18 protein-coding genes are annotated in these 24,750 nt (G+C 65.7%); 8 read left to right on the top strand and 10 right to left on the bottom strand.

Annotation, left to right across the window (positions count from 1 at the left end; genetic code table 11):
* Window positions 1-12: 12 nt before the first annotated feature.
* Window positions 13-309, top strand: coding sequence for a hypothetical protein (locus ACYVJ8_RS02955; RefSeq protein ID WP_460709396.1), 297 nt, complete (start codon window positions 13-15; stop codon window positions 307-309).
* Window positions 310-848: 539 nt separating this feature from the next.
* Here the strand turns inward: ACYVJ8_RS02955 and dcd are convergent.
* Both dcd and apbC read right to left on the bottom strand, forming a co-directional pair.
* Complete coding sequence (gene dcd, locus ACYVJ8_RS02950; protein ID WP_460709395.1) at window positions 849-1,415, bottom strand: dCTP deaminase; 567 nt, start codon at window positions 1,413-1,415, stop codon at window positions 849-851.
* Between the two features lie 106 nt (window positions 1,416-1,521).
* Window positions 1,522-2,646: an iron-sulfur cluster carrier protein ApbC gene (apbC, locus tag ACYVJ8_RS02945; RefSeq protein WP_460709394.1), complete on the bottom strand. Its 1,125-nt coding sequence runs from the start codon at window positions 2,644-2,646 to the stop codon at window positions 1,522-1,524.
* A 222-nt stretch (window positions 2,647-2,868) separates the two neighbouring features.
* Between apbC and ACYVJ8_RS02940 the strand changes: the two genes are divergently transcribed.
* The 6 genes from ACYVJ8_RS02940 (at window position 2,869) to rnfB (ending at window position 12,589) form a co-directional block, all read left to right on the top strand.
* On the top strand, window positions 2,869-5,775 hold the full coding sequence (locus tag ACYVJ8_RS02940) for a TonB-dependent receptor domain-containing protein (RefSeq protein ID WP_460709393.1): 2,907 nt from the start codon (window positions 2,869-2,871) through the stop codon (window positions 5,773-5,775).
* A 223-nt stretch (window positions 5,776-5,998) separates the two neighbouring features.
* Window positions 5,999-8,878 carry a TonB-dependent receptor plug domain-containing protein gene (locus tag ACYVJ8_RS02935; protein ID WP_460709392.1) on the top strand — a complete coding sequence of 960 codons (2,880 nt, stop codon included), beginning with the start codon at window positions 5,999-6,001 and terminating at the stop codon, window positions 8,876-8,878.
* Between the two features lie 191 nt (window positions 8,879-9,069).
* Complete coding sequence (locus ACYVJ8_RS02930) at window positions 9,070-9,513, top strand: DUF2147 domain-containing protein (RefSeq protein ID WP_460709391.1); 444 nt, start codon at window positions 9,070-9,072, stop codon at window positions 9,511-9,513.
* Window positions 9,514-9,584: 71 nt separating this feature from the next.
* Entirely contained in the window at window positions 9,585-10,025 is a 441-nt protein-coding gene (locus ACYVJ8_RS02925; protein WP_460709390.1) for a DUF2147 domain-containing protein, read from the top strand.
* Window positions 10,026-10,111: 86 nt separating this feature from the next.
* Window positions 10,112-12,166, top strand: coding sequence for a methionine--tRNA ligase (gene metG / locus ACYVJ8_RS02920; protein ID WP_460709389.1), 2,055 nt, complete (start codon window positions 10,112-10,114; stop codon window positions 12,164-12,166).
* 21 nt (window positions 12,167-12,187) lie between these two features.
* Complete coding sequence (rnfB, locus tag ACYVJ8_RS02915; RefSeq protein ID WP_460709388.1) at window positions 12,188-12,589, top strand: Rnf electron transport complex subunit RnfB; 402 nt, start codon at window positions 12,188-12,190, stop codon at window positions 12,587-12,589.
* A 25-nt stretch (window positions 12,590-12,614) separates the two neighbouring features.
* Here the strand turns inward: rnfB and ACYVJ8_RS02910 are convergent, their stop codons facing one another.
* From ACYVJ8_RS02910 to ACYVJ8_RS02880, 7 genes are all read right to left on the bottom strand, one after another.
* Window positions 12,615-14,216 carry a tetratricopeptide repeat-containing sulfotransferase family protein gene (locus tag ACYVJ8_RS02910; protein WP_460709387.1) on the bottom strand — a complete coding sequence of 534 codons (1,602 nt, stop codon included), beginning with the start codon at window positions 14,214-14,216 and terminating at the stop codon, window positions 12,615-12,617.
* A complete protein-coding gene (locus tag ACYVJ8_RS02905) occupies window positions 14,213-15,199 on the bottom strand; it encodes a TraB/GumN family protein (protein ID WP_460709386.1) in 987 nt (328 codons plus the stop codon). Before ACYVJ8_RS02905 ends, ACYVJ8_RS02910 begins: the two co-directional genes overlap by 4 nt.
* Window positions 15,200-15,210: 11 nt before the next feature.
* Window positions 15,211-16,161, bottom strand: a complete 951-nt coding sequence (locus tag ACYVJ8_RS02900; RefSeq protein ID WP_460709385.1) for a DUF1684 domain-containing protein — start codon at window positions 16,159-16,161, stop codon at window positions 15,211-15,213.
* Complete coding sequence (gene mutL / locus ACYVJ8_RS02895; RefSeq protein ID WP_460711004.1) at window positions 16,161-17,981, bottom strand: DNA mismatch repair endonuclease MutL; 1,821 nt, start codon at window positions 17,979-17,981, stop codon at window positions 16,161-16,163. The genes ACYVJ8_RS02900 and mutL overlap by 1 nt, the downstream gene beginning before the upstream one ends.
* Window positions 17,982-18,096: 115 nt before the next feature.
* Entirely contained in the window at window positions 18,097-19,602 is a 1,506-nt protein-coding gene (locus tag ACYVJ8_RS02890) for an N-acetylmuramoyl-L-alanine amidase (RefSeq protein ID WP_460709384.1), read from the bottom strand.
* A 129-nt stretch (window positions 19,603-19,731) separates the two neighbouring features.
* Window positions 19,732-20,250 carry a tRNA (adenosine(37)-N6)-threonylcarbamoyltransferase complex ATPase subunit type 1 TsaE gene (tsaE, locus tag ACYVJ8_RS02885; protein ID WP_460709383.1) on the bottom strand — a complete coding sequence of 173 codons (519 nt, stop codon included), beginning with the start codon at window positions 20,248-20,250 and terminating at the stop codon, window positions 19,732-19,734.
* A complete protein-coding gene (locus tag ACYVJ8_RS02880) occupies window positions 20,211-21,695 on the bottom strand; it encodes an NAD(P)H-hydrate dehydratase (RefSeq protein WP_460709382.1) in 1,485 nt (494 codons plus the stop codon). The genes tsaE and ACYVJ8_RS02880 overlap by 40 nt, the downstream gene beginning before the upstream one ends.
* Window positions 21,696-21,718: 23 nt before the next feature.
* On the opposite strand from ACYVJ8_RS02880, the gene queG reads away from it, so the two are divergent.
* Complete coding sequence (gene queG, locus ACYVJ8_RS02875; RefSeq protein ID WP_460709381.1) at window positions 21,719-22,804, top strand: tRNA epoxyqueuosine(34) reductase QueG; 1,086 nt, start codon at window positions 21,719-21,721, stop codon at window positions 22,802-22,804.
* Window positions 22,805-23,228: 424 nt separating this feature from the next.
* Here the strand turns inward: queG and pgi are convergent, their stop codons facing one another.
* Window positions 23,229-24,746, bottom strand: a complete 1,518-nt coding sequence (pgi, locus tag ACYVJ8_RS02870; protein ID WP_460709380.1) for a glucose-6-phosphate isomerase — start codon at window positions 24,744-24,746, stop codon at window positions 23,229-23,231.
* Window positions 24,747-24,750: the final 4 nt, after the last annotated feature.

Below are 24,750 nucleotides of genomic sequence, written 5' to 3'. Positions count from 1 at the left end.
CTGGAGTTCCTTATGCGCAACGTATTCATTGCCGCCGTTTTCGCCCTCGCCGTCCTGGCCGCACCTGCTCATGCGGCGCTGTTCGAAAAGAAACCCGAACTCTCCGCGCAGGAAGCGGCTGCCGCCAATCTGCCGGCCGTGACCATCTGGGTCGACGCCAGCTGGGGCTTCCGCAATCAAGGTGCCGCGAACAATCTGACCAAGGCGCATTCGGCTTTCGCTGCGCGGGGCTACAAGGTGGTCAGTGTGGAGCCGTATATCGAGAACGGCGATTTGCAGGGGTTCTTCGTTACGTATCAGAAGCCGTAAGTCGGTTGCCTATTGCTGAGGCGACGGGCAGGCGGCGCCGGTAGGCAGTCGCGACACGCCGTGAATCCGTCCATGGAGGCTTGTCAGCGGCATCCATGCCGCTGACAGTCACGCCTACCCACCGGCACCGCCTGCCCTCCACACATCTCGGGCGCGTCTACGAAAGAGCAAAAGCAACTCGCTGCGCTCGCTCCCCTCATCTGCCCTTCGGGCATCTTCTCCCCGCACGCGGGGAGAAGAAGGGTTTCGGCGCCGAAGCGGTGATCTGCACGCTCGCGATAAGCGCTGCCCGATGGGATGGGGGTGCGGAGAGCGGACCAGGATGGTCCGCGGCCCCGACTAAAGGCAGGGATGCCGTCCGGAGGGGCGGAGCACCCCCGTCCCGTCGGGTAGCGCGTCCTGCCGAAGCCGGCGGCTCTTCAAAACCAGCAGAAGCAAAAGCAAAGTCCCTGGATCCCCGCCTTCGCGGGGATGACGAGCAAAAGCTAAAGGGATGACGAGCAAAAGCTAAGGGATGACGAGCAAACGCCGCGTCGAGATCAGGTGCGCGGCAGAGTCACGCCTACCTGGCCCTGGTACTTACCGCCGCGATCCTTGTACGAGGTATCGCACACTTCGTCGGACTGGAAGAACAACATCTGCGCCACGCCTTCGTTGGCGTAGATGCGCGCGGGCAGCGGCGTGGTGTTGCTGAATTCCAACGTCACGTGGCCTTCCCATTCCGGTTCCAGCGGCGTGACGTTGACGATGATGCCGCAGCGCGCATACGTGCTCTTGCCCAGGCACACCACCAGCGTGTCGCGCGGGATGCGGAAGTACTCGACCGTGCGGGCGAGCGCGAAAGAATTGGGCGGGATCACGCAGAAGTCGCCCTCGACGTCGACGAAGCTGCCGCTGTCGAAATGCTTGGGATCGACGATCGTCGAATTGATGTTGGTGAAGATCTTGAACTCGCGCGAGCAGCGCACGTCGTAGCCGTAGCTGGAGGTGCCGTAGCTGACGATGCGTTGCCCGGCAGCGGTCTTGACCTGACCTGGTTCGAACGGCTCGATCATGCCGTGTTGCTCGGCCATGCGGCGGATCCAGCGGTCGGACTTGATGCTCATGCGGTTACGACATTCCAGGTAAAGGAACGGCGATTCTATCCGTTCGGCGCACCCGCACAGGCGCTGGGACCGGTTTCATGCGGCAGCAGGCCCCCGGAACGGCAAATCAACCCAGCAGCGAGACAGCAAGCGGCCTGGCGACCTGCGGACGGCGGGCCAGCTCGATCGCCGCGCGGCGCGCGGTCTGGCGGAAGTGTTGGGCGCTGGCGGATTCCGCGGCCGCCGCCACGATCGGCACACCGGTATCGCCCTGCTCCCGCACGCGTGCTTCCAGCGGGAGGCTGCCCAGCAGGGGTACGCCGTACTGCGCGGCCATCCGTTCGCCGCCGCCTTCGCCGAAGATGTGCTCGGCATGGCCGCAGTTGGAACACACGTGCACGGCCATGTTCTCCACCAGACCGAGCACCGGCACTTCGACCTTCTCGAACATCTTCAGCGCCTTGCGCGCGTCGAGCGTGGCCACGTCCTGCGGCGTGGTGACCACGATCGCGCCGGCGACGGGAATTTTCTGCGCCATGGTGAGCTGGATGTCGCCGGTGCCCGGCGGCAGATCGAGGATCAGATAGTCCAGGCCCTCGCCGTCGGCGCCGCCGCCCCAGCGCGTCTCGGTCAGCAACTGGGTCAGCGCCGAGGTCGCCATCGGGCCGCGCCAGATCATCGGCGTGTCCTGATCGACCAGCAGCCCGATCGACATCGCCTCCACGCCATGCGCCCGCATCGGTTCGATGGTCTTGCCGTCCGGACTGTCGGGGCGGCCGGTGATACCCAGCATCAGCGGCACGCTCGGGCCGTAGATGTCCGCGTCCAGTACGCCCACGCGGGCACCGTCGGCGGCCAACGCCAAGGCCAGGTTCACCGCGACGGTGGACTTGCCGACACCGCCCTTGCCCGAGCCCACCGCGATGATGTTGCGGACGTTGGGCAGCGGCGACAGTTTTTCCTGCACGGCATGGCTGGCGATGCGCGAAGTCACGCTGAGGCTTGCCAGCGATTTCCCGGCTTCCGCCGCCAGGCGTTCGACCTCACCGCGCAGCCACGGCTCCACCCATGCCGACGGGAAACCGAACACGGCTTCGACCGCGACGCGGCCATCCGATTCGGCGACACGCAGGCGCGTGGTGGTCTGTTCGAGGGGAAGCTCGGTCCCGGGCAGGATCAGCCGGGCCAGGAGTGATTGGAGGTCGGTGTTCAAGGCGAGGCCGGTGCGGGATGCAATGCCGCTTTGCAACATTCTAGTTCGTGGCGACCGGAGTACCCAAACCTTGGGAGGCATTCGAAATTTCGGAATCGCCGACCTGACCCGATACGAAAAACGGCGCGGAGACCGGTCATTTCTGTGACGCTTCCGTGACTTTTGCGTTAATCGCATGTTAAGTTCGAGCAGTTGGTCACATCCAACCGCCTGGGGAAGGCGACAAAACGACTAGCTCGACACGATTCAAAGGGGAAAAAAATGGCAGTTAGCAACACGCACAGCCTGCAGCGCAGCGCGCTGTCGGTCGCACTTACGAGCGCCCTGCTGTTCAGTGCCAACGCGGCGATGGCTCAGGAAGCTCAGGAACAGAAGAAGGCAGATCCGTCTTCTCAAGCCGACAAGACTACCGAACTCGACAAGGTCATGGTCGTCGGCTCGCGCATCAAGCGCACCGAAATCGAAGGTCCGGCGCCGGTCACGGTGATCACTCGCGAAGACATCGACCGCGAGGGCTTCCAGACCGTCGGCGACATGCTGCAGACGCTGACCCAGAACACCACCGCGTCGTTCACCGGCGACCTGGCCACCAGCGGCTTCACGCCCAACGCCCAGGTGGTCAACCTGCGCAACCTGGGCCCGGGCTACACGCTGACGCTGGTCAACGGCCGTCGTCCCGCGCAGTACCCGCAGCCGTACAACCGCGACAACAACGTGGTCAACGTTCGCGCGATTCCGTCGTCGATCATCGAGCGCGTCGAAGTGCTCGCCGGCGGCGCCTCGGCGATCTACGGCTCCGACGCCATCGCTGGCGTGGTGAACATCGTTACCCGCGAAAATTACGAAGGTAACTTCATCCGCGGCACCGTCGGCACCACCACCAACGGCGGCGGCGACAGCGTTAACTTGGAATACACCGGCGGCCGCACCGGCGACCGCTGGACCGCGATGTACGCCCTGCAATACTCGGCCAATGAGCCGGTCTTCGCGGCGCAGCGCGACTTCCTGTCCGACACCCGCAAGGGCCCGCTCGGCCCGTCGTTCACCAACCCGGCGCTCGCGCTGGTCGCCCTGCGCCAGTCCGGCCCGGCGGCGACGCTCGGCAAGAACGCGCTGTACGACGCCAGCGTCTGCGATCGCTTCGGCTACACGACGAAGACCACCGCTACTCGCGGCACCTACTGCGGTTCGTTCGATCAGCCGGCCTCGCGCTCGATCTGGAACAAGAGCGAGTCCTACTCCGCCTACGGCTACGGCACGTACGACCTGACCGACTCGCTGAAGCTGTTCGGCAGCATGACGTACTACAGCAGCAACGGCGAATCCGCTCCCGGTACCGAATTCTGGGGCACCTCGGGCGACCAGTTCATGCGTACCAGCACGGGCGGCCAGACCAGCGCCTACTTCGATCCGCAGTTCGGTTCGCTGATTCAGCTGCAGCGCATCTTCAACCCGTGGGAACTCGGCGGTAAGGAAGCGGCTTCGACGCTTTACGACGAAGAGACCTGGGACGTGACGGCCGGCGTCATGGGCACGCTGTTCGACCGCTTCGACTGGGAAGCTTCCGCGCAGACCTCGAAGTACCAGTACGAAGCCGACCGTCCGCGCCTGCTGTCGCAGGCCGTGCACGATTACTTCCTCGGCCCGCGCCTGGGTTTCAACGGCGCGTTCCCGATCTATCGTCTGGATCTCAATCACTGGAACACCCCGCTGACGCCGGAGCAGTACCAGGCCATGTCGACGCGCGTCATCAACCGCGCCGAAACCAGCTCGTCCTCGCTGAACTTCAACCTCTCGGGTGACCTGTTCACGCTGCCGGCCGGTGCCGTTGGCTTCGCCGCCACGCTGGAAGCCGCCAACCAGAAGTTCGACCTGATGAGCGACCCGCGCACCAGCCCGCTGCGTCCGCGCGACTCGCAGACGATCTACAACCTCACCAGCTCGGGCCAGACCCATGGCGAGCGCGATCGTTACGCTGTGGGCGCCGAAGTGCGCGTGCCGATCCTCAACAGCCTGACCGCGAACGTCGCCGGCCGTTACGACAAGTACGACGACATCACCGCCGTCGACGATGCCGTGACCTACAACCTCGGCCTGGAATGGCGTCCGTTCGACAGCCTGCTGCTGCGCTCGTCGTACGCGACCAGCTTCCGCGCGCCCGACATGCAGCTGGTGTTCGCCGAAGGTGCCGCCTCGTTCTCGACGATCCTCGACGAGTACTCGTGCCGTTCGGGTACGGGCGTCGGACAGCCGACTCCGGCCGTTCCGCGCACCCGTCCGCAGTGCAACGTTTCGGGCGACCGCACCATCTACTCGGCGCAGACCCGCGTGGCCGGCAACCCGCTGCTGGAAGAAGAAAAGGGTAAGTCGTTCACCGCCGGTTTCGTGTGGGACATCATGGAAGGCATGGACGTCTCGGTCGACTACTGGCGCGTCAAGCTGGAGGACGCCGCGACCCAGCTCAGCTCGTCGTACATCCTGCAGAACGAAGCCAACTGCCGCCTGGGAACCAACCCGGATGGCACGCCGTTCGCGAACAGCATGGACTCGGCGTTCTGCCAGAACATCCTGAGCCTGGTCACCCGTCTGCCGGCCGCCCCGGGCACGACGCTCGACAACCGCATCGACAGCATCAACTCGGCGTACATCAACAGCGCGCTGGTGGATACGAGCGGTATCGACGCGACGTACCGTTATCGCCTGGATACGGACCGCTTCGGCGACTTCCGCTTCGAACTGGGTTACTCGCTCAGCCTCACGAACAAGTACAAGCAGTTCAAGGGCGACGACCTGATCGACTACCGCGACGATGCCGCCATCAGCGACCAGCGTAGCCGCATGCGCGGCACGGTGAGCTGGCAGAAGGGCGACTGGACGACCACCGTGTTCGGTACGCGTTACGGTTCGAACGGCAATTGGGCCGGTGCGGACTTCACCAACGCCGCCGGCGGCTATTCCGGCCGTCGTCTGCCTCCGTACATGCTGTACAACCTGCAGTTCCTCAAGAAGTTCGGCCCGAACCTGGAAGTGTCGGCAACCATCGTCAACGTGTTTGACAACCAGTACCGCAAGGATGCGAGCAACACCGGTTATCCGTTCTTCGACTACACCATCGGTGCCGACCCGCTGGGCCGTCGCGTGTACATCAGCGCTGGCTACAAGTTCTAAGCCAAGCGCGTTTCGCTGTACCCAGGAAGCCCGGCGCAAGCCGGGCTTCTTTTTTGCTGCTCCGCAGCATCCATTTCCGGGCTAAAGCCATCCCCCGCAGCCCCACCGTCTGGACGTGTGCAGTCTCGTTAACCACGTGTTAAGTTCCTAACGTTGGTCACAAAAACCAACCGCCAGGGGCCGGCGTCTAGCTAGAACTTTTTCACGATCCAAGGGGAAAACGATGGCAGTCAGTAAAGGCAACCGCCTGCAGCGCCGCGCGCTGTCGGCAGCGCTGATGAGCGCACTGGTTCTCACCGCCAATGTAGCGATGGCGCAGGACACACAGCAGCCGGATACCGGGAAGAAGAAAGCGACGGAACTCGACAAGGTGATCGTGACGGGATCCCTGATCCCGCAAACCGAGCTTGAGACCTTCAAGCCGGTGACGATCATCTCCGCGGACGACCTGAAAGCCCGCGGCTTCAATACCGTCCAGGAAGCGCTATCGCAGAGCTCGTTCGCCACTGGTGGCGTGCAGGGCAACCAGTCTTCCGCGTCGTTCACCCAGGGTGCCGAAACCAATAGCCTGTTCGGCCTGCCGGTCGGTTACACCAAGTACCTGATCGACGGTCGCCCGATGGCGAACTATCCGGCGCTGTACAACGGCACCGATACGTTCAACAACATCAGCGGCATTCCGGCGGAACTGGTCGAGCGCATCGAAATCCTGCCCGGCGGCCAATCGTCGCTGTACGGCTCCGACGCCATCGCCGGCGTCGTCAACATCATCCTCAAGAAGCGTATCGAGGGAACGACGATCTCGGCTCGCGCCGGCGTCTACAAGGATGGGGGCGGTCAGAGTACGCGCGTCAGTCTCGCCGACGGTTTCAGCCTGGCCGATGATCGCTTCAACATCCTCGCCGGCATCCAGTACGACAAGCGCGACCCGATCTGGGCCTACCAGCGCGACCTGACCAAGCAGTTCAACCAACACCCGCTGGACAATCCGGCGAATCCGAACGACGGCGTACCGGTCGCCAGCCGCGACTGGCTGGTCTTCAGCCCGTTCACCAGCTACAACTTCCTCGATCCGGCCAACTGCGCCAACGTGGCCGATGCATTCGGCGGCACGACCGGCCTGCAAACGCGTCCCAACCGTCCGGCGCCCTATTGCGGCTCGATGTTCACTCCGGGCTACCGCACCCTGCGCAACGGCAAGGAAGCGACCCAGGTCTATACGCACGCCACGTTCGACCTCAACGACAACACGCAACTGTACGGCGACCTGCTCTACAGCAAAGAGAAGGTGGATTACCACATCGGTTCGAACTTCACTTGGTGGGGCACGAGCGTGAAGTGGGGCTACTTCTATGACCCCAACCTCGACGACTTCTTCCAGCTGCAGCGCGCCTTCGCGCCGGAAGACATGGCCGGCGGCTGGGAAGAGTCGATGAACCACGACACCAGCAAGTCGTATGCCGCCACCTTCGGCGTCAACGGCACGTTCGGTGACTCCACCTGGGATTACGACGTCGGCGTGACCCGCACCGAGTACAAGCTGACCGAAGACAGCTGGGCGCGCCTGGCCGATCCCATCAACGACTGGTTCGAGACGAACATCCTCGGTCCGTCGTTGGGACTGGACCCGTACTTCGGCGCTTACGAGACCTACACGCCGAATTACGCCGCGTTCTACCAGCTGCTGCCGGCGGGTGCCTTCGAGAGCTTCACCACGCGTACCCGCTCGCACAGCAAGACCTACGACAATCTGTTCCGCGCCGTAGTCACCAACGGCTCGCTGTTCTCGCTGCCGGGTGGTGATGCTGGTGTCGCCATTGCTGGCGAATGGGCCAAGGAAGGTTGGGAGTACAACCCCGACGCACTGCTGATCCCCGATCCGGTCACGCTGCAGTCGCAGATCTGGGGCACGACCTCGGTGAGCGGCGAAGGCGACCGCACGCGCTACGCGGTGACCGGCGAACTCCGCCTGCCTGTGTGGGAACCGCTGACCATCTCGCTCTCTGGCCGTTACGACGCCTTCAAGGCCGGTGGCCGCAAGATCGACAGCCCGACCTACACCGTGGGCCTGGAGTTCCGCCCGATCGACAGCCTGTTGTTCCGCGGCACCGTCGGCACCGCGTTCCGCGCACCCACCATCTCCGACATGTTCCAGGGTGCGAGCGGTTTCTACTCCAGCGTCCGCGACGACCTGGGCTGCGCCCGCGCCGGCTTCGATCCTGACGAGACCGGCTGCCCGCAGAACCTGGAATCCGCGCAGTATTTCGGCACGCAGATCGGCAACCCCGACCTCGACCCGATCGACGCCGACGTCTGGAGTGCGGGCGTGGTTTGGTCTCCGAGCGCCAATTTCTCGATCGGCGCCGACTATCGCCATTGGGAAATCACCAACGAAGTGCTGCTGCAGGATGCGTCCCGCCTGATGCGCGACGAGTACAACTGCACCCCGGTGGCCCAGGGCGGTACCGGCTTGCTCGATCCGAGCTCGGGCACCTGCCAGGCGGCGTTCAACGCGATCGATCGCAACGCGCTGAACAATGCACTGCAGAACATCCGCCTGACCAAGATCAACATCGCCAAGCGCGAGTTGAACGCGGTCACGGTGGATATGCACTGGTCGCAGAACATGGGTTCCTTTGGCGATCTGCACCTGAATGGCCAGTGGACCCGCAACCTGAAGCACGAGCAGCAGAACTACGCGGACGACCCGGTCATCGATCTGGTTTACGACGAGTTCTACACCACCGACCCGCGCTACAAGGCCAATGCGTCGGCATCCTGGGACAAGGGCAGCTTCACGACCACGCTGTACGCCAACTACCTGGGTCCGACGGGCAACAACGTGGCGTTCATCACCTCGGTCCCCACGGCGTACGGTCGCAACCGTGGCGTCGGCTCGTACACCACGCTCAACGCGAGCGTGAATTACCGGGCCACGCCGGACCTGAACTTCTCGTTCCTGGTCACCAACCTGGGCAATCGCATGCCCGACATGGACCTGACCTACGACGGCCTGACCGGCTCTCCGTACAACACGGGCAACTACGACGTGTACGGCCGTGCGTTCTTCGTCGAAGCCAAGTACGTCTTCAACAAGGACTGACGGATCGCCTCCGCGGTAATCGAAAGCCCCGCTTCGGCGGGGCTTTCTTTTGGGCGGCGCTTCGTCAGTGACGCGCTGCCCAATGCCGGCGCAGCTTCAGCCTCCGTACGGCCCCGGATGCGGTATAAAGGCCGCAGCCGGGCTGCTGGCTCGGTACGTGCTCAAACCTAGTCCGGAGGGGGACTGAATCGATGCGTACGAAATTTTTTGCCGTGTTGCTTGCCCTGCCGCTGCTCGCGGCCTCGTCGATGGCGTTCGCGCAGTCGGCGACTTCGCCCATCGGCCGCTGGAAGACCTGGGACGACCAGACCGGCAAGCCGATGACGATCACCGAGGTGTACGAAGCGAAGAACGGCAAGCTCGCCGCCAAGGTGGTGGAGACCCTCTACACGCCCAACGCTCTGTGCACCAAGTGCGACGGTGCGCAGAAGAACAAGCCCATCATCGGCATGCCGGTGCTGTGGAATCTGGAAAAGACGCCCGATGGCTGGGGCAATGGCCAGGGCTTCAAGCCTTCGGCCGGTGAAAGCTTCAAGGTCAAGAGCGTCAAGCTGGTCGAAGGCGGCAGCAAGCTGGAAATCACGGGCTGCAAGTTCGTGTTCTGCCGCTCCGCGCATTGGACCCGCGAGCCCTGACTGCTCCAGTGAAGAGTGTTCCCGTACGGCCCGGCAACGGGCCGTACGTTTTTTGGCGAAGGGGATTCCACATGCGTATCGCTACAACGGCAATGCTGGCGGCATTGCTCTGCTTCCCTGCACTGTCGGCTTTTGCCCAGAGCGTGCCGACCGGGCGCTGGCAGACCGTCGATGACGACACCGGCAAAGCGAAATCCGTCGTGGAGATCTACCGCACCACGGATGGCAGCTACGCCGGCAAGGTCGTGGAGATCCTCGACACGCACAACGGCGCCGATCCGGCCTGCGACAAGTGCCGCGGCGGCAACCGCAACAAGCCGATCAAGGGCATGGTCATCCTCTGGGGCCTGAAACCCGACGGCCCCGGCAAGTGGAACGGCGGCACCGTGCTCGACCCCGAGAACGGCAAGACCTACAAGTCGAAGATCGAATTGCTCGCAGGCGGCGAGAAACTGGGAATGTCCGGCTGCATCGTCTTCCTCTGCCGCCAGCAGGTCTGGATTCGCCGCTAGCGGCACGCCTGGACGAATATCCGGCCGGGACGGGGGCCTTTTGCTGCACATGCGATAATCGCCGCCCCCTCGCCTCCGCTGTGCCCATGTCCCGCGACCTCCTCGTCACCTTCGCCCTGCCCTACGCCAACGGCGCCCTGCACTTGGGCCATCTGGTGGGCTACATCCAGGCCGACATCTGGGTGCGGGCGCGGCGAATGTCCGGCGACACGGTCCGCTTCGTCAGCGCGGACGACACCCATGGCACGCCGATCATGCTGGCCGCCGAGAAGGCGGGCGTCAGCCCGGAAGACTTCATCGCCGGCATGCAGGAGTCGCATGATCGCGACCTGCGCGCGTTCGGCGTCGAAGTCGACCATTACGACTCGACCAACTCCGCGCACAACAAGGCGCTGACCGAAAGCTTCTACCTGAAGCTGGAAGCCAACGGCCACATCGCGCGCCGCGCCGTGTCGCAGCTGTACGACCCGGTCAAGGGCATGTTCCTGCCCGACCGCTACGTGAAAGGCATCTGCCCCAACTGCGGTACGCCGGACCAGTACGGCGACAATTGCGAGAACTGCGGCGCCACCTATTCGCCGACGGAACTGAAGGAGCCGCGCTCGGTGATCAGCGGCGCGACGCCGGAGATCCGCGAGTCCGAACACTTCTTCTTCGAAGTCGGCCACTTCAGCGACTTCCTGCGCAACTGGCTCGCCGGCGACGTCGCTACGCCAGGCGTGAAGGCGAAGCTGCTGGAATGGCTGGACGCGGAAGGCGGCCTGCGTGCGTGGGACATCTCGCGCGACGCGCCGTACTTCGGCTTCGAGATTCCCGGCCATCCGGGCAAGTACCTGTACGTGTGGCTGGATGCGCCGATCGGCTATCTCGCCAGCTTCAAGGTGCTGAGCGAGCGCGACGGCATCGACTTCGACCGCTACCTCGCGCCGGGCACGCCGACCGAGATGCATCACTTCATCGGCAAGGACATCGTCAATTTCCACGGCCTGTTCTGGCCGGCGGTGCTGCACGGCTCCGGCCATCGCGCGCCCACGCGGCTGCACGTGAACGGCTACCTGATGGTCAACGGCGAGAAGATGTCGAAGTCGCGCGGCACCTTCGTCATGGCGCGCACCTTCCTCGACCAGGGCCTGGCGCCGGAAGCGCTGCGCTACTACTTCGCGACCAAGACTTCCGGCGGCGTCGACGACCTCGACCTCAACTTCGCCGACTTCACCGCGCGCGTGAATTCGGATCTGGTCGGCAAGTTCGTCAACCTGGCGAGCCGTTGCGCCGGCTTCATCGAAAAGCGCTTCGAAGGGATGCTGGCGGCGCAGCTGCCCGACCCGGCGATGTACGCGCAGTTCGTATCGCAGCTCGCACCGATCGCGGAAGCCTACGGTCGCAACGAAGCCGCCACCGCGCTGCGCCTGGCGATGGCGCTCGCCGACGAAGCCAACAAGTACATCGACGAACACAAGCCGTGGGTGCTGGCCAAGCAGGAAGGCGCCGACGCGCAACTGCAGGCGGTGTGCACGCAGGGCCTGAACCTGTTCCGCGTTCTCGCCGCCGCGCTCAAGCCGGTGCTGCCGCGCGTGGCCGACCAGAGCGAGGCCTTCCTGCAGGCACCGATCGCGAGCTGGAATGATCTCGCTGCGCCGCTGCTCGCGCACCGCATCGCCGCCTACAACCCCCTGTTCACCCGCATCGACCCGAAACAGATCGACACCATGATCGAAGCTTCCAAGGAAAACCTGCAGCCTGCCGCACCGACTGCCGCAGCCACCACGCAACCCGCCGCTCCGCAACCGGTAGCGGAAACGCAGACGCCGACCATCGGCATCGACGATTTCGCCAAGCTCGACCTGCGCGTGGGCAAGGTACTCGCGTGCGAATTCGTCGACGGCTCGGACAAGCTGCTGCGCTTCGAACTGGATGCGGGCGAGCTGGGCAAGCGCCAGATCTTCTCCGGCATCCGCGGCTCCTACGGCGAACCGGAAAAGCTGGTGGGCCGCAGTGTGGTGTTCATCGCCAATCTCGCGCCGCGCAAGATGCGCTTCGGTATCAGCGAGGGCATGATCTTGTCGGCCGGTTTCGACGGCGGTGGTTTGCATCTGCTCGATGCCGACAGCGGCGCCGCACCGGGAATGCCGGTGCGTTAAGCGCCCTCACCCCTTAGCTCCGTGGATCTGACCGACCGCCTCGACCGCATCCTGCCGCAGACCCAATGCGGTCAGTGCGGCTTCGCCGGTTGCCGTCCGTACGCGGAAGCGATGGCGCACGGCGAGGCGGATGTCGATCGTTGTCCGCCCGGTGGCGACGCCGGCGCGCGCGCCCTGGCCCACGTCCTGGGCGTTGCCGCCAAGCCTTACGACCGTGCGCGCGGCGAGCACAAGCCCGCTCCGGTTGCGCTGATCGTCGAAGCCGATTGCATCGGTTGCACCAAGTGCATCCAGGCCTGCCCGGTGGACGCGATCATCGGCGGCTCCAAGCACATGCACACCGTGATCGAACCGCTGTGCACCGGCTGCGAGCTGTGCGTGCCGGCCTGTCCGGTCGATTGCATCGTCCTAGTGCCGGCCTGACGATCGGCGCCGCGTTTGGGCGTACCTACGCTGCGGTGCGCGGAATGCCCGCCTCGTCCAGCAGTGCGAGCAGTTCCTGCAGGTGCGGCTCGTAGTGCTTCCAGCGCTGTAGCGCCGAGCGATACAGCGGCGATCGCACCTGCACCGCACTCGCCGTCGCGACAGGCGCGGCATTGTTCTGGAAGCTCAGACAGGCCTCGTCCCACGGCAGTCCGCAGAACTCCAGCAGGCGGCGGGTGCTCGCTTCCTGCTGGTTCACGACGTCCTCGTAGTCGATCTCGAGCATGCGATCCGCCAGGCGCTCACGCCAGAAAGACATCAGACGGTGGAAACGCACGAAGTAACGGCCGGTGTCCAACAGATCGAAGGAGTAGTCGTAGTAGGTCGAGTTCGGCGAGAACAGCTGCTTGAAGTTGCTCAGGCAGGTGTCGACGGGGTCGCGCCGGACGCAGATGAGCTTCGCTTCCGGCAGCGCATTGGCGATGAAGCCGGCGTACAGGAAATTGTGCGGCAGCTTGTCGATCAGATGCTTGGCAGTGGCGTGCGAACTGGTGCTGCTCAGGTAAGCCGCACCGGCGTCGCGCCATTTCACTTCGCGCGCGCGCATCATCGTGTCGATATCGAGCAACTCCGGCGTGCTGCTGCCGGAAGCACGCTTGAAAGCCACGCTGAAATCCTGCAACTCGCCCGCCGATTCGACCAGCGGATGGCTGGAGAGGATGCGTTCGACCAGGGTGGTACCGCTGCGCGGCATCCCGAACACGAAGATCGGACGTTCCGACGGGCAGCCCATTTCGGCGGGCACCGCTTCGAAGCTTCGTTCGATGGCGTCGAACAAAGCGGCATCGCGGCTGGAGGTGTAGTTGCGTGGTGCGCCTGCACGCTTGCCGCGGACCAGCGCAGTGAAGCCCTGATCGTAGTCGCCCAGGTCCTCGTGCTCTTTCGCCAGGGTGAGATTGAGGAACATCAGTGCCTGCGCATTGCCTGCATTGCCTGCCAGCATCGATTCGACGCGGGCGAGATGATTGCGCTCGGGCGTCTGTTTGCGCAGCTGCGCCAGCGTGAGATAGGCCTTCCAGTAGTTCGGATCGAGCGCGAGGCAGGTTTCCAGTTCCTGCTCGGCCGCGTCCACGTCGCCGGCGAAGATCAGCGAGGTCGCGAAATTGAACCGGTAGCTGGCGATCCTGGGTTCGACCTCGACCACGCGCCGGAACATCTGCGCCGCACGCTCGTAGTCGTTGGCCTGGGTGTAAACGACACCGAGCGTATCCAGGGTCAGCGCATCAGCCGGGGACAGTGCCTGCGCCTTTTGGGCGATGCTCGCCGCTTCGCGCAAGCGCGAGGACTGCGCCAACGAACGCGCGAACTGCGCCAGATAATCCGCGCGACTGGGATTTCTTTCCACCGCACGCTGCAGGCAGGCCACCGCCAATGGCATCTGTTGCAAGTGCATGGCAGCGACGCCGGCAACGAAGGAGACGCCGGCGTGATGCGGCGCCTCGCGCAGCAGGTGCATGGCCAGATGCTGTGCCTTCGGCCAGTCTCCGGCGTTCAGTGCGGCGATCGCGCTAGCGTATCGCTGCTCCTTGTCCGACGCGCTCTGGTCCGGCGGCGGAGCCGCTCTCAATGGCGTGCTGCCTTGCAGTCCGAACAGATGCGTTCGACCTTGTAACCCTTGGCGCGCAACTTCTCGACCACGCCGTCCGGGCCCAGCAGGTGCATGGCGCCGACGACGACTAGCGTGTCGCCCTGCGTCTGCCCGTCGAGCATCTGCTGCAGCTTCGGCACCCAGGCATCGTTGCGTTGCACGTTGATGAGCCGGTACGTGGTCGGCGTTTCCTTGCGCACCTGGTCGATCACCAGCGCGTTCAAGCGCTGCACGTCGCCGTTGCGCCACGCGGTGTGGCTGTCGTTCAACAGCTTGGGGACTTCGCCCGGCTTGCTGAAGAAGTCGCGCAGCCCTGCCACCTGTTCGTCCATCGGCGTGGCATCGAGCAAGCTGATCTGCTCGTCGGCGGTCTCCAGTCCGGCTACCGGCTTGCTGGCCGCTTCGGCGCGGCGCGCCAGATGCAGATCGAGTCCCTGATCGGCGCGGAAACCCAGCTGCTGCGAAACGCCGATCACCAGGCCGAGATTGATGAACCACGGCTCCAGCGCCTCCATCTGCGCGAGCCGCTGCTCACCGAGCATCAGTTTCATCTTTTCGCGCACGTCCGCCGGCACGACCTGGCTCAGGTTGCGGCCATCGGCGTAGCCGGCCAGCTGCGTGATCTTCTGCGCGAGCGCGGGGTCGGTCAGCTCCGCCGGCGGTATTTCGAACACGAGTTTGTCGGCGTCGTTGAACGCCTTGTCGATGTCGGCCGACAAGGGGTAGTCGTCGTCCTTCAACAGATGGAAGGAACCGAGCAGATAAAGCGCGTTGTCCTGGTCGGAGACTTTCCACAGCAACGGCGTGGGCGGCGCCTTCGCCGCGACGGAAGCGGGGGCCATTGCAGGCGCGGCACTCGTCGCCCAGGCATGGATGGCGGGTGCGATCAGCGCGCACGCCAGCACGGCGGTAGCCAGCGTCTTGCGGCGGCGCAGGAGCGTGGCGGAATTCATGGGCTTCATCTGTGCCTGCTTCAGGAATGTTTGGACTTGCTGCCGAAGGAATAAGCCTTTTCGCCGGCGACGATTTCCAGGTCGAGGCGATTTTCCGCCGGCGGCAGCGGACAGGTCGCGAACGCGGTGAACGCGCACGGCGGGTTGTAACTCTTGTTGAAGTCGATCACGGCGCTGCCGCTCGCATCAGGCTTGGGCACGTCGAGGAAGCGTCCGGCCGGATAGCTGCCGTGGCCGCTCGTGCGGTCGGCGAAGATCAGCGACAACTGGCCGTTGCCTTCGTCGAGCGCCTCGATGCGGTAGGTCTTGTCGCCGCGCTGGAATTCGAACGCCCCGGGATTGGGGACGTTGTCGGTCGTGCCGACGATGTTCGCGATCGGTAGGGTCTTGCCCGGCGCGTTCGGCACGTACTTGGCGTGGATGATCCAGTCATCGCCACCCGGCCAGTACTCGATGCCCTTGAACCCGCTGCGCGTCGCCGCGTCGGCGTGACGGACCCGCAGCGCGTAGCGGTCGCCGCGCTTGATCACGGTGATCAGCCCCTTGCCTTCGTCGAAGCCGATCCGGGTCGGCCCCTTTTCGTCGGCATCGCTCAGCAAGGTGGCAGCGCCTTTGAGCGGCTGCTCGTCGAGCGTGATCGGCGCGCCCTTCTCCGGGACGAGTCGGATGCGACCGCCGTCGAGCGAAATCATGCCGACGTGCGCCGGGCCGACGGCCAGGCGGATGCCGTTGTCGGCGTCGCTACCGAAGTAGTGCTCACCCTGCTCCAGCCAATGCAGCCCCACCAGGCTGGTCCAGCCGTCGGGTTGGGTGAGATCCGCGCGGCGCTGGTCGCGCCAGGCCTGCTGCGTGGCATTGAACGCCTGCGCCTTGGCGTCGGCCGCCTTCTGCAGGGCTTCTTTGTCTTCGCACGCGGTCGCCAGCAGCGCCAGTGCGAACAACGCAAGCCATCGGGTGGTCAGTCGTGCCATCAACGTCCTCGCAGGAACCAGCGATCGATTTCGGCCAGGGAAAAACGGGCCCAGGTCGGGCGGCCATGATTGCACTGACCCGAGCGCTCGGTCACCTCCATTTCCCGCAGCAGCGCATTCATTTCGTGCAAAGTGAGACGGCGGTTCGCACGTACCGCGCCGTGACAGGCCATGGTCGCGAGCAATTCGTCGCGGGCCGCCGCCACCCGCCGGCTCTCGCCGTGTTCGCGCAGGTCGGCGAGGACGTCGCGCAGCAGCGCCTCGACGTCGCCGTGCGCGAGCAGCGCCGGCACCGAACGCAGCAGCAGCGATTGCGGGCCGCTGCGGGTCAGCTCGAAACCCAGCGTCGCCAAGGTCTCCGCTTCGCGTTCGGCGACGTCGGCTTCGCGCTCGGCCACGGATACGTTCACGGGCACCAGCAAGGGCTGAGTGCGCAGCCCTTCGCCGTCGTGGGCGCACTTGAGCTTCTCGTAACCGATGCGTTCGTGCGCGGCGTGCATGTCGACGACGATCAGGCCGTCGGCGTTCTCGGCGAGGATGTAGATGCCGTGCAGCTGTGCGATGGCATAACCGAGCGGTGGGAGATCGGGCGCACCGGCCGTTTGCTGGAGATCGGCCAGGGAATAACGATTCGGCGCGTTCGAGGCCGGCGACACCGCGCTCTGTCCGGCATCGGCAGGCTCGCCGTAGAGCGCCGCGTACCCCGAACGCACTTCCGCGACCTGCAGGCCCAGCGGCGCCTGCGGCGCAGCCGCATTCCAGCGGTAGGCGGTATCGGGCCGGGCGATGTTCTCCGCAAGCGGAGCCGCCATCGGCGTGTTTCCCGCGCGCGTATGCGCCAACGCATCGTTGAGCGTGCGATAGACGAAGTCGTGGATCAGGCGCGCGTCGCGGAAACGCACTTCGTGCTTGGCCGGATGCACGTTGACGTCGACGCGGCGCGGATCGAGTTCGAGAAACAGCACGTAGGCCGGCTGCCGCCCATGGAAGAGCACGTCCGCGTAGGCCTGCTTCACCGCATGCGCCACGCTGCGATCGCGCACCGCGCGGCCGTTGACGTACAGATATTGCTGGTCGGCGCTGGCGCGGTTGTAGACCGGTTCCGCGATCCAGCCGTGCAAGCGCAGGCCGGCGGCCGCGTGGTCGACGCGAAGCGCGTGATTCGCGAATTCTTCGCCCAGCGCTTCGTGCAGACGCACTTCGGAAAGCAGATCGCCTTCGCCCTTCCAGCGGCGCGACGGCTTGCCGTTGTGCGATACGCGCAGCTCGACGTCCGGACGTGCCAGCGCGAGTTGCCGCAACCATTCCTCGATGTGGCCCAGCTCAGTGCGCTCGGCCTTGAGGAACTTACGCCGCGCGGGCACGTTGAAAAACAGATCGCGCACTTCGACCGTCGTGCCTTGCGGATGCGGCCTGGGCGTCACCTCGCCGAGGCGGCCGCCGTCGATTTCCAGCGCGGCGCCATGTTGCGAGCCGTCGTGGCGCGAAATCAGCGCGAAGCGGCTGACCGACGCGATCGACGGCAACGCTTCGCCGCGGAAGCCGAGCGTCGCCACGCCTTCCAGATCATCGAGCGAGGCGATCTTGCTGGTGGCGTGGCGCGACACCGCCAGCGGCAGGTCCACGGCGGGGATGCCGCCGCCATCGTCGCGGATGCGGATCAGGCGGACGCCGCCTTCCTCCAGATCGATGTCGATGCGGCGTGCGCCTGCGTCGAGCGCGTTCTCGACCAGTTCCTTGACCACGGAAGCCGGACGTTCTACGACTTCGCCGGCGGCAATCTGGTTGATGAGGGTATCGGGAAGTTGTCGTATCGCCACGGCAGAAACGGCGGCAGGCGCCATGCGGAATCTATGCCGTGATGATAGGCCGGCGCGGAGCGTTTATCCCACCGGCTACCGGGGGATTTCGACACTGATTGCCGCCGGAGCCTGATTAGCGACTGCCGCCGCCCGCGCCCGCGATCGACGAGGTCTCCGCCGCGGCCTGGGCCGCATACAGCGTGCCCGGGGGCGGCTGACGCAGGAAGTAGGTGTTGACGCCGTCCAGCACCGCGCGCGCCAGCTGACGCTGGTAGGTCGGATCGCTGAGGCGGCGCTCTTCCTCGGGATTCGAGATGAACGCCGTTTCCACCAGCATCGCCGGCATATCCGAGGTGCGCAGTACCGCGAAGTTGGCGCGCTCGATGTGCGGCTTGTGGTTGCGGCCGATGCGGCTGAGGCCGTCGAGCACGTGCGTTGCGGCGTCCTCGGAAGCCTTCATCTGCCCGCTCTGGGTCAGGTCGATGAGCACCGAGGCCAGCGTGCCGCTGGTTTTCTCCAGGCGCACGCCGCCGATCAGGTCGGACGAGTTTTCCTTGTCCGCCAACCACCGCGCGCGCTGCGAAGAAGCGCCCTTGAGCGACAGCACGTACACCGACGAACCGCTGGCGCCGCGATTTTCCGCCGCATCGGCGTGGATCGAGACGAACATGTCCGCGCGCGCCTGGCGCGCCAACTGCGCGCGCTGGTTGAGCGGAATGAAGACATCGGTATCGCGGGTCAGATAAGCCTTCAGACCCGGCGTGGCGTTGATCTGGCGCGCGAGTTCGCGCGCGATCGCCAGGGTCACGTCCTTCTCGCGCTTGCCGTTGAGGCCCGAGGCACCCGGATCCTGACCGCCGTGGCCGGCGTCGATCGCGATCACCAGCGGACGCATGCCGCGGCTGCGCATCACGTCCTTCATAGTCTTGACGGCTTCCGGCGGCGTGGCGATCGCCAGATTGGGCGCAGTGGTGGGCGTGCCGGTCGCGATCGCCTGTGCGCCTACGGTCGTAGTACCGCCGGTGCCGAGCGCCGTCGTCGTGTTCGTGCCGGCCGGTTTCGGCGTATTGCCTGCGGTATTCGCGGCCGTCGGGCTGTCGAAGCGCTTGAGATCGCCGCGCGAGGCCAGGTCGGAAATCAGCTTGGTCGTGGCGGCATTGGATGCGGCCACGTCGTCGGCGGGTGCAGCCGTCGTCGCGGAATTCGAAGCGGTCGGCTGCGGCACGGTCGCATTCGTTTGCGGCGCAACCGTCTTGGCCACCGTCGACGCGTCATCGCCGTCGCCGGGCCATTCGAGAACGAGGCGCGGACCATTGCTGCCCTGCTCGATCCGCGGCTTGAGCACGGCCACCGGCTGCGCCAGGTCGAACACGATGCGGGCGATGCCAGGCTCCGGCTGGCCGGTACGCACCGCTTTGACCACGCCGATCGGGTTCGGCAGGGTCGTGCCCTTGCGCAGATGGGTCGCCGGCAGATCGACCACGAGGCGCTCGGGCGCGGAAAGGCGGATGAGCTTGAACTCGGCGGCCTGGTCCAGCGCGATTTCCGCGCGGGTGCCGGTTGCGCCCGTGCTGATCTGCAAGCCCTTGATTTCACTGGCGTGCGCAAGATTCCAGGCCAGCGCTGAGAGCAACGCCATGCCTAGCAGAACCTTCTGGACGGTAGTCCCCGATACGCGCATGGCCGGTAGTCAAGCACCGGCTTTGCAGAACGTCAAGTATTTTTTCCTTACGAATCCGATACCTGGAGCCCTTTCCTTCGGGATCGTTCAGGAGTCGGCCGCAACTTCATGGGCGTTTACCGCCTGCAAACGCTCAAGCCAGGCGCGGCCGGCGTCCGTGGCTGCCGTTGCGCTGGCGCGGCGTCCCTGCCCGGCGACGTCCAGGTCCACGCGCACGTCCGGTGGTGGCAGGAAGCCACCCCCACGCTCGGGCCACTCCACCAGCCAAAGCGTCGCCTCGTCGCTGTCGAGGCCCAGGAACTCCAATTCGCCGCCGTCGCCGATGCGGTAGAGGTCCAAGTGCCAGGCTTCGCCGCCGGCCGGGAGCGGATAGCGCTCCACCAGGGTGTAGGTCGGGCTGCGGATCGCGCCCGTAACGCCCAGCTCGCGCAGCAGCGCGCGGGCCAGCGTCGATTTGCCCGCGCCCAGATCGCCATGGAGATGAAGCACGGCGCGCGCCGGCCGCGTTCGCGCCAGGGCCGCACCCAATGCATTCGTCGCGTCGGCATCTTCCAACAACATCGAAATCACGTCGTCTTTTCCGGATTGGCGAATCGCCGCAGCCATGGCATCAGATCCGAAGGCAGCAGTCCACGTTCGCCATTATCCGCAGCCGCGTCGCCGGCGACCGCATGCAGCAATGCGCCGGCACGCGCGGCATCGAACGCGTCCAGGCCTTGCGCACGCAGCGCGGCGATGGTGCCGGTCAACACGTCTCCCATGCCGCCGGTGGCCATGCCCGGATTGCCGGCGCCGATCACGCAGGGCAGGCGATCGGGCGCGACGACGATGCTGCCGGCGCCCTTGAGCACGACGGTGCAGCGATAGCGCGACGCCAATTCGCATGCGGCGTGGTGGCGATCGGCCTGCACCTGTGCCGTGGAAACGTCGAGCAATCGCGCCGCTTCGCCCGGGTGCGGGGTGATCACGCAATCGGCCGGCAATGCCTGTTTCGACGAGGTGAGCAGATTCAGCGCATCGGCGTCCAACACCAGCGCCTTGCCGCTGGCGATGCACTGGCGTTGCAAGCGCGCGCTCCAATCGCCCTGCCCCAATCCCGGACCGGCCGCGACGACACTGCAGCGCTGCAGCAAAGCGTCGAGAGAATCGTCGTCCTCGATGGCATGCCCGAGCGCTTCGGGCGTGCGCGCCAGCAGCGGCGGCAGATGCCGCTCGCGCGTGGCGACGTCGACCAGGCCGGCGCCGCAACGCAATGCGGCTTCGGCGCACAGCAGGATCGCGCCGCCGCCACCGAAATCGCCGCCCACGCACAGCACCCGCCCGTACGAACCCTTATGCGAATCGCGCCTGCGCGGCTGCAGCCAGCGCGCGATGTCGGCGGCCAGCAGCAACTCCGCGCTCGCTTCGGCGTCGGCGACGAGCGACGGCGCAAGCTCGAGCGTGGCGAGCGACAGGCCGCCGGCATGATCGAGCGCCGCACCCGTGTGCAGGCCCAGCTTCGCGGCGATGAACTCGAGCGTGCGCGTGGCGCGCACGACCACCCCCGGCACGTTGCCGCGGTCGCAATCCACGCCGCTGGGCGCATCGAGCGCCAGCACGGGCGCTCCGTGCGCGTTGATCGCTTCGATCAGCCGCGTGCTGGCCTCGTCCGGTGGACGCGACAAGCCCAGGCCAAACAAGGCATCGACGACGAGATCGGCCTCGGGCAACTGCGCGGCAAACGTCTGCACCCGGCCGAACGAGGTTTCGTAATCCTTGCAGGCACGCATGGCCAGGTCGGTGCGTGGCGCATGCGCGTCCAGCCGCACGACGTCCACCTGGCGCCCCGCCATCAGCGCGTGGCGCGCCACCACGTAACCGTCCCCGCCGTTGTTGCCCGGACCGCACACCACGACGATGCGCTGCGCCTGCGGCCAGCGCGCGAGCAGCTCGCGCCAGGCCGCCTGGCCGGCGCGGCGCATGAGCTCGAAACCATCGCCCAGCGCGGCCGTGGCGCGCGCCTCCACGCCACGCAGAGCGGCGGCATTCAGCAGATAGGAGGGAGCGCGCATCGCGCGATTTTATACTTGGCGCGATGAGCAGCTCATTCACCCACGACGGGCCGGACTACGCGGCGCTAGCCCTGCGCATACGGGAGCTCGCGCGCGAGTTCGGCTTCCAGCGCTGCGGCATCGCCGGCATCGAACTGGGCGAGGACGAAGGCTACCTTCGCGATTGGCTCGCGCAGGGGCTGTACGGCTCGATGGAGTGGATGGCCCGGCATGGCCAGATGCGCTCGCGCCCGGAGGATCTGGTCCCGGGGACGCTACGGGTGATTTCGGTCGGGCTCGACTACGGCCGCCGCGACGACGAGGAAGCCTGGGAGACCCTGGCCGATGGCCAGCGCGCCTACGTCGCGCGCTACGCGCTGGGCCGCGACTACCACAAGCTGATGCGGCAACGGCTGCAGAAGCTGGCCGATCGCATCGCGACCGAAGTCGGCCCGTTCGGCCACCGCGTGTTCGTGGATTCGGCGCCGGTGCTCGAGCGCGCGCTGGCCCGCAACGCCGGCCTGGGCTGGATCGGCAAGCACACCTGCCTGATCGACAAGGACGGCGGTTCCTGGTTCTTCCTCGGCGAAATCTATGTCGACCTGCCGCTGCCGGTGGATGCGCCGGCGAGCGCGCACTGCGGCACCTGCACGCGCTGCATCGACATCTGCCCTACCCACGCGATCGTCGCGCCGCACCGTCTGGATGCGCGACGCTGCATCGCCTACCTCACCATCGAGCACGAAGGCGCGATCGACGAAGAACTACGCCCGCTGATCGGCAACCGCATCTTCGGCTGCGACGACTGCCAGCTGGTGTGCCCCTGGAATAAGTTCGCCAAGCGCACCGACGAGCCGGATTTCCGCGCGCGCAACAACCTGGATACGGCGACGCTGCCGGAGTTGTTCGCGTGGAGCGAAGAGGAATTCCTCAGTCGCACCGAAGGCACTGCGATCCGCCGCAGCGGCCACGAACGTTGGCTGCGCAATATCGCGGTGGCTTTGGGTAATGCGCCGACTACACCCGAGGTGCTCGCAGCGCTCGCTTCGCGGCGCGAAGATCCTTCGGCCTTGGTTCGTGAGCATGTGGGCTGGGCTTTACGGCAACATGCGGAGCGGACTGCGCTGTAGCACCGGATATCCGGGCGGGCAGGCGGCGCTGGTGGGCAGTCGTGACACGCCGTGAATCCGTCCATGGAGGCTTGTCAGCGGCATCCATGCCGCTGACAGTCACGCCTGCCCACCAGCACCACCTGCCCCTCAAACATCTTGAGTTGTGCGACCAAAGGCAAAGCGAACTGCGCAAGTTGCGCAGCCCGAAGCTCAGTAGCGTCTTAGCTTTTACTCACACCACCACACGATGTGTGGGGGGCAGGCGGCGTCGGTGGGTAGGCGCGACTGTCGGCGGCATGGATGCCGCCGAGAAGCCTCCATGGACGGATTCACGGCGTGTCGCGACTACCCACCGGCGCCGCCTGCCCCGCCCGCGAACTCCCAGGCATCAACGGCGCGACTACCCACCGGCGCCGCCTGCCCACCCGCGAACTCCCAGCCATCAACGGCGCGACTTCAACTCCGCCAGCAAGACCTTAGTAACCGGATCGGCCACATCACCTTCGCCCTTGAGCGCAGGCAGCAACCCACTCGCCAATTGCTTGCCCAGCTCGACACCGAACTGATCGAACGCGTTGATACCCCACAGCACCGACTGCGCATAGACGCTGTGCTCATACATCGCGATCAGTGCGCCGAGCGAATGCGGCGTCAACGCATCAAGCAAAATCATCGTGCTCGGGCGACCACCGGCATAACTGCGATGCGGATCGTCACTGTGCTGGCCGTTGGCGAGCGCCTCGCTCTGCGCGAGCAGATTGGACAGCAGCGCGAGATGGTTTTCTGTATAGGGATCGTCGTTGCGCACCGTGCCGACGAAATCCAGCGGCACCTTCTGCGTGCCCTGGTGCAGCGCCTGGAAAAAACTGTGCTGCACGTCGGTGCCCGCACCGCCCCACCATACCGGCACCGTATCGACGCCGACCGGACTACCGTCCAACTGCACCGACTTGCCCAGACTCTCCATCACCAGCTGCTGCAGATACGCCGGCAGTAGCGCCAGGCGCTGGTCGTAGGTCATGACGCCCTGCGCGGCGTGGCCCAACGCGTTGCGATTCCATACCGCCGTCAGCGCATGGCGCACTGCCAGGTTCTGCGTGAGCGGCGCCCCGAGCACATGCGCATCGAGTTCGGCCGCGCCGGCGAGCAAGGCCTCGAAGCGATCGAAACCGATCGCCAGCGCGATCGGAAAACCGACCGCCGACCACAGCGAATAACGTCCGCCGACCCAGTCCCACATCGGCAACACGCGTTCGGCGGCGATGTCGAAGGCCGCGGCCGCGCGCTGCGGATTGGCGCTGACCGCGTACAGACGCTCGCTGCCGCCGAGCCAGTCGCGCAGGATCGTGCCGTTGAGCAGCGTTTCCTGCGTGCCGAAGGTCTTCGAAATCAGGATCGCCGCCGTCCGCTGCGGATCCAGCGGCGCCAACGTGCGCTGCGCCGCAGCGCCATCGACGTTGGAGAGAAAATGCACCCGCAGCTTCGACGGCAGCGGATCGCGCAGCGCATCCGCGACCAGGCGCGGGCCCAGGTCGGACCCGCCGATCCCGACGCTGACGATGTCGGTCACGCCGCTGGCTTCGAGCTGCGCGACCAACCGGCCCATGCGCTGGCGCACGTCGCTCGCGGTGGCGAACGCCTCGCGCGCGGCCGCGGCCTTGGAAAGATCGCTGCGCAGCGCCGTGTGCAGCGCGGCGCGGCCTTCGGTGACGTTGACGATGTCGCCGTCGAAGAGACGGCGGAAAGCGGCGTCCAGCGAGGCCGACGCCGCCAGTGTGTCCAGCGCCGCCAACGCTTCGCGGTCGTAGTGCTGGCGCGCGAAGTTGGCGTACAGCGGGCCGACCCGCAACGCGAAGTCGCCTGCGCGGGCCGGGTCGGCCCGCAGCATCGATTGGAGATCTACTTTCACCAGACGCTCGGCCTGGCCCCTGAGTTGCTCTAACCGATGCGTTGCTGGCATGAGA

It is taken from the genome of Lysobacter terrae, from assembly GCF_054782215.1.
The sequence above is the reverse complement of the archived record's forward strand: the minus strand, read 5'-3'. Positions and strand labels throughout refer to the sequence as shown.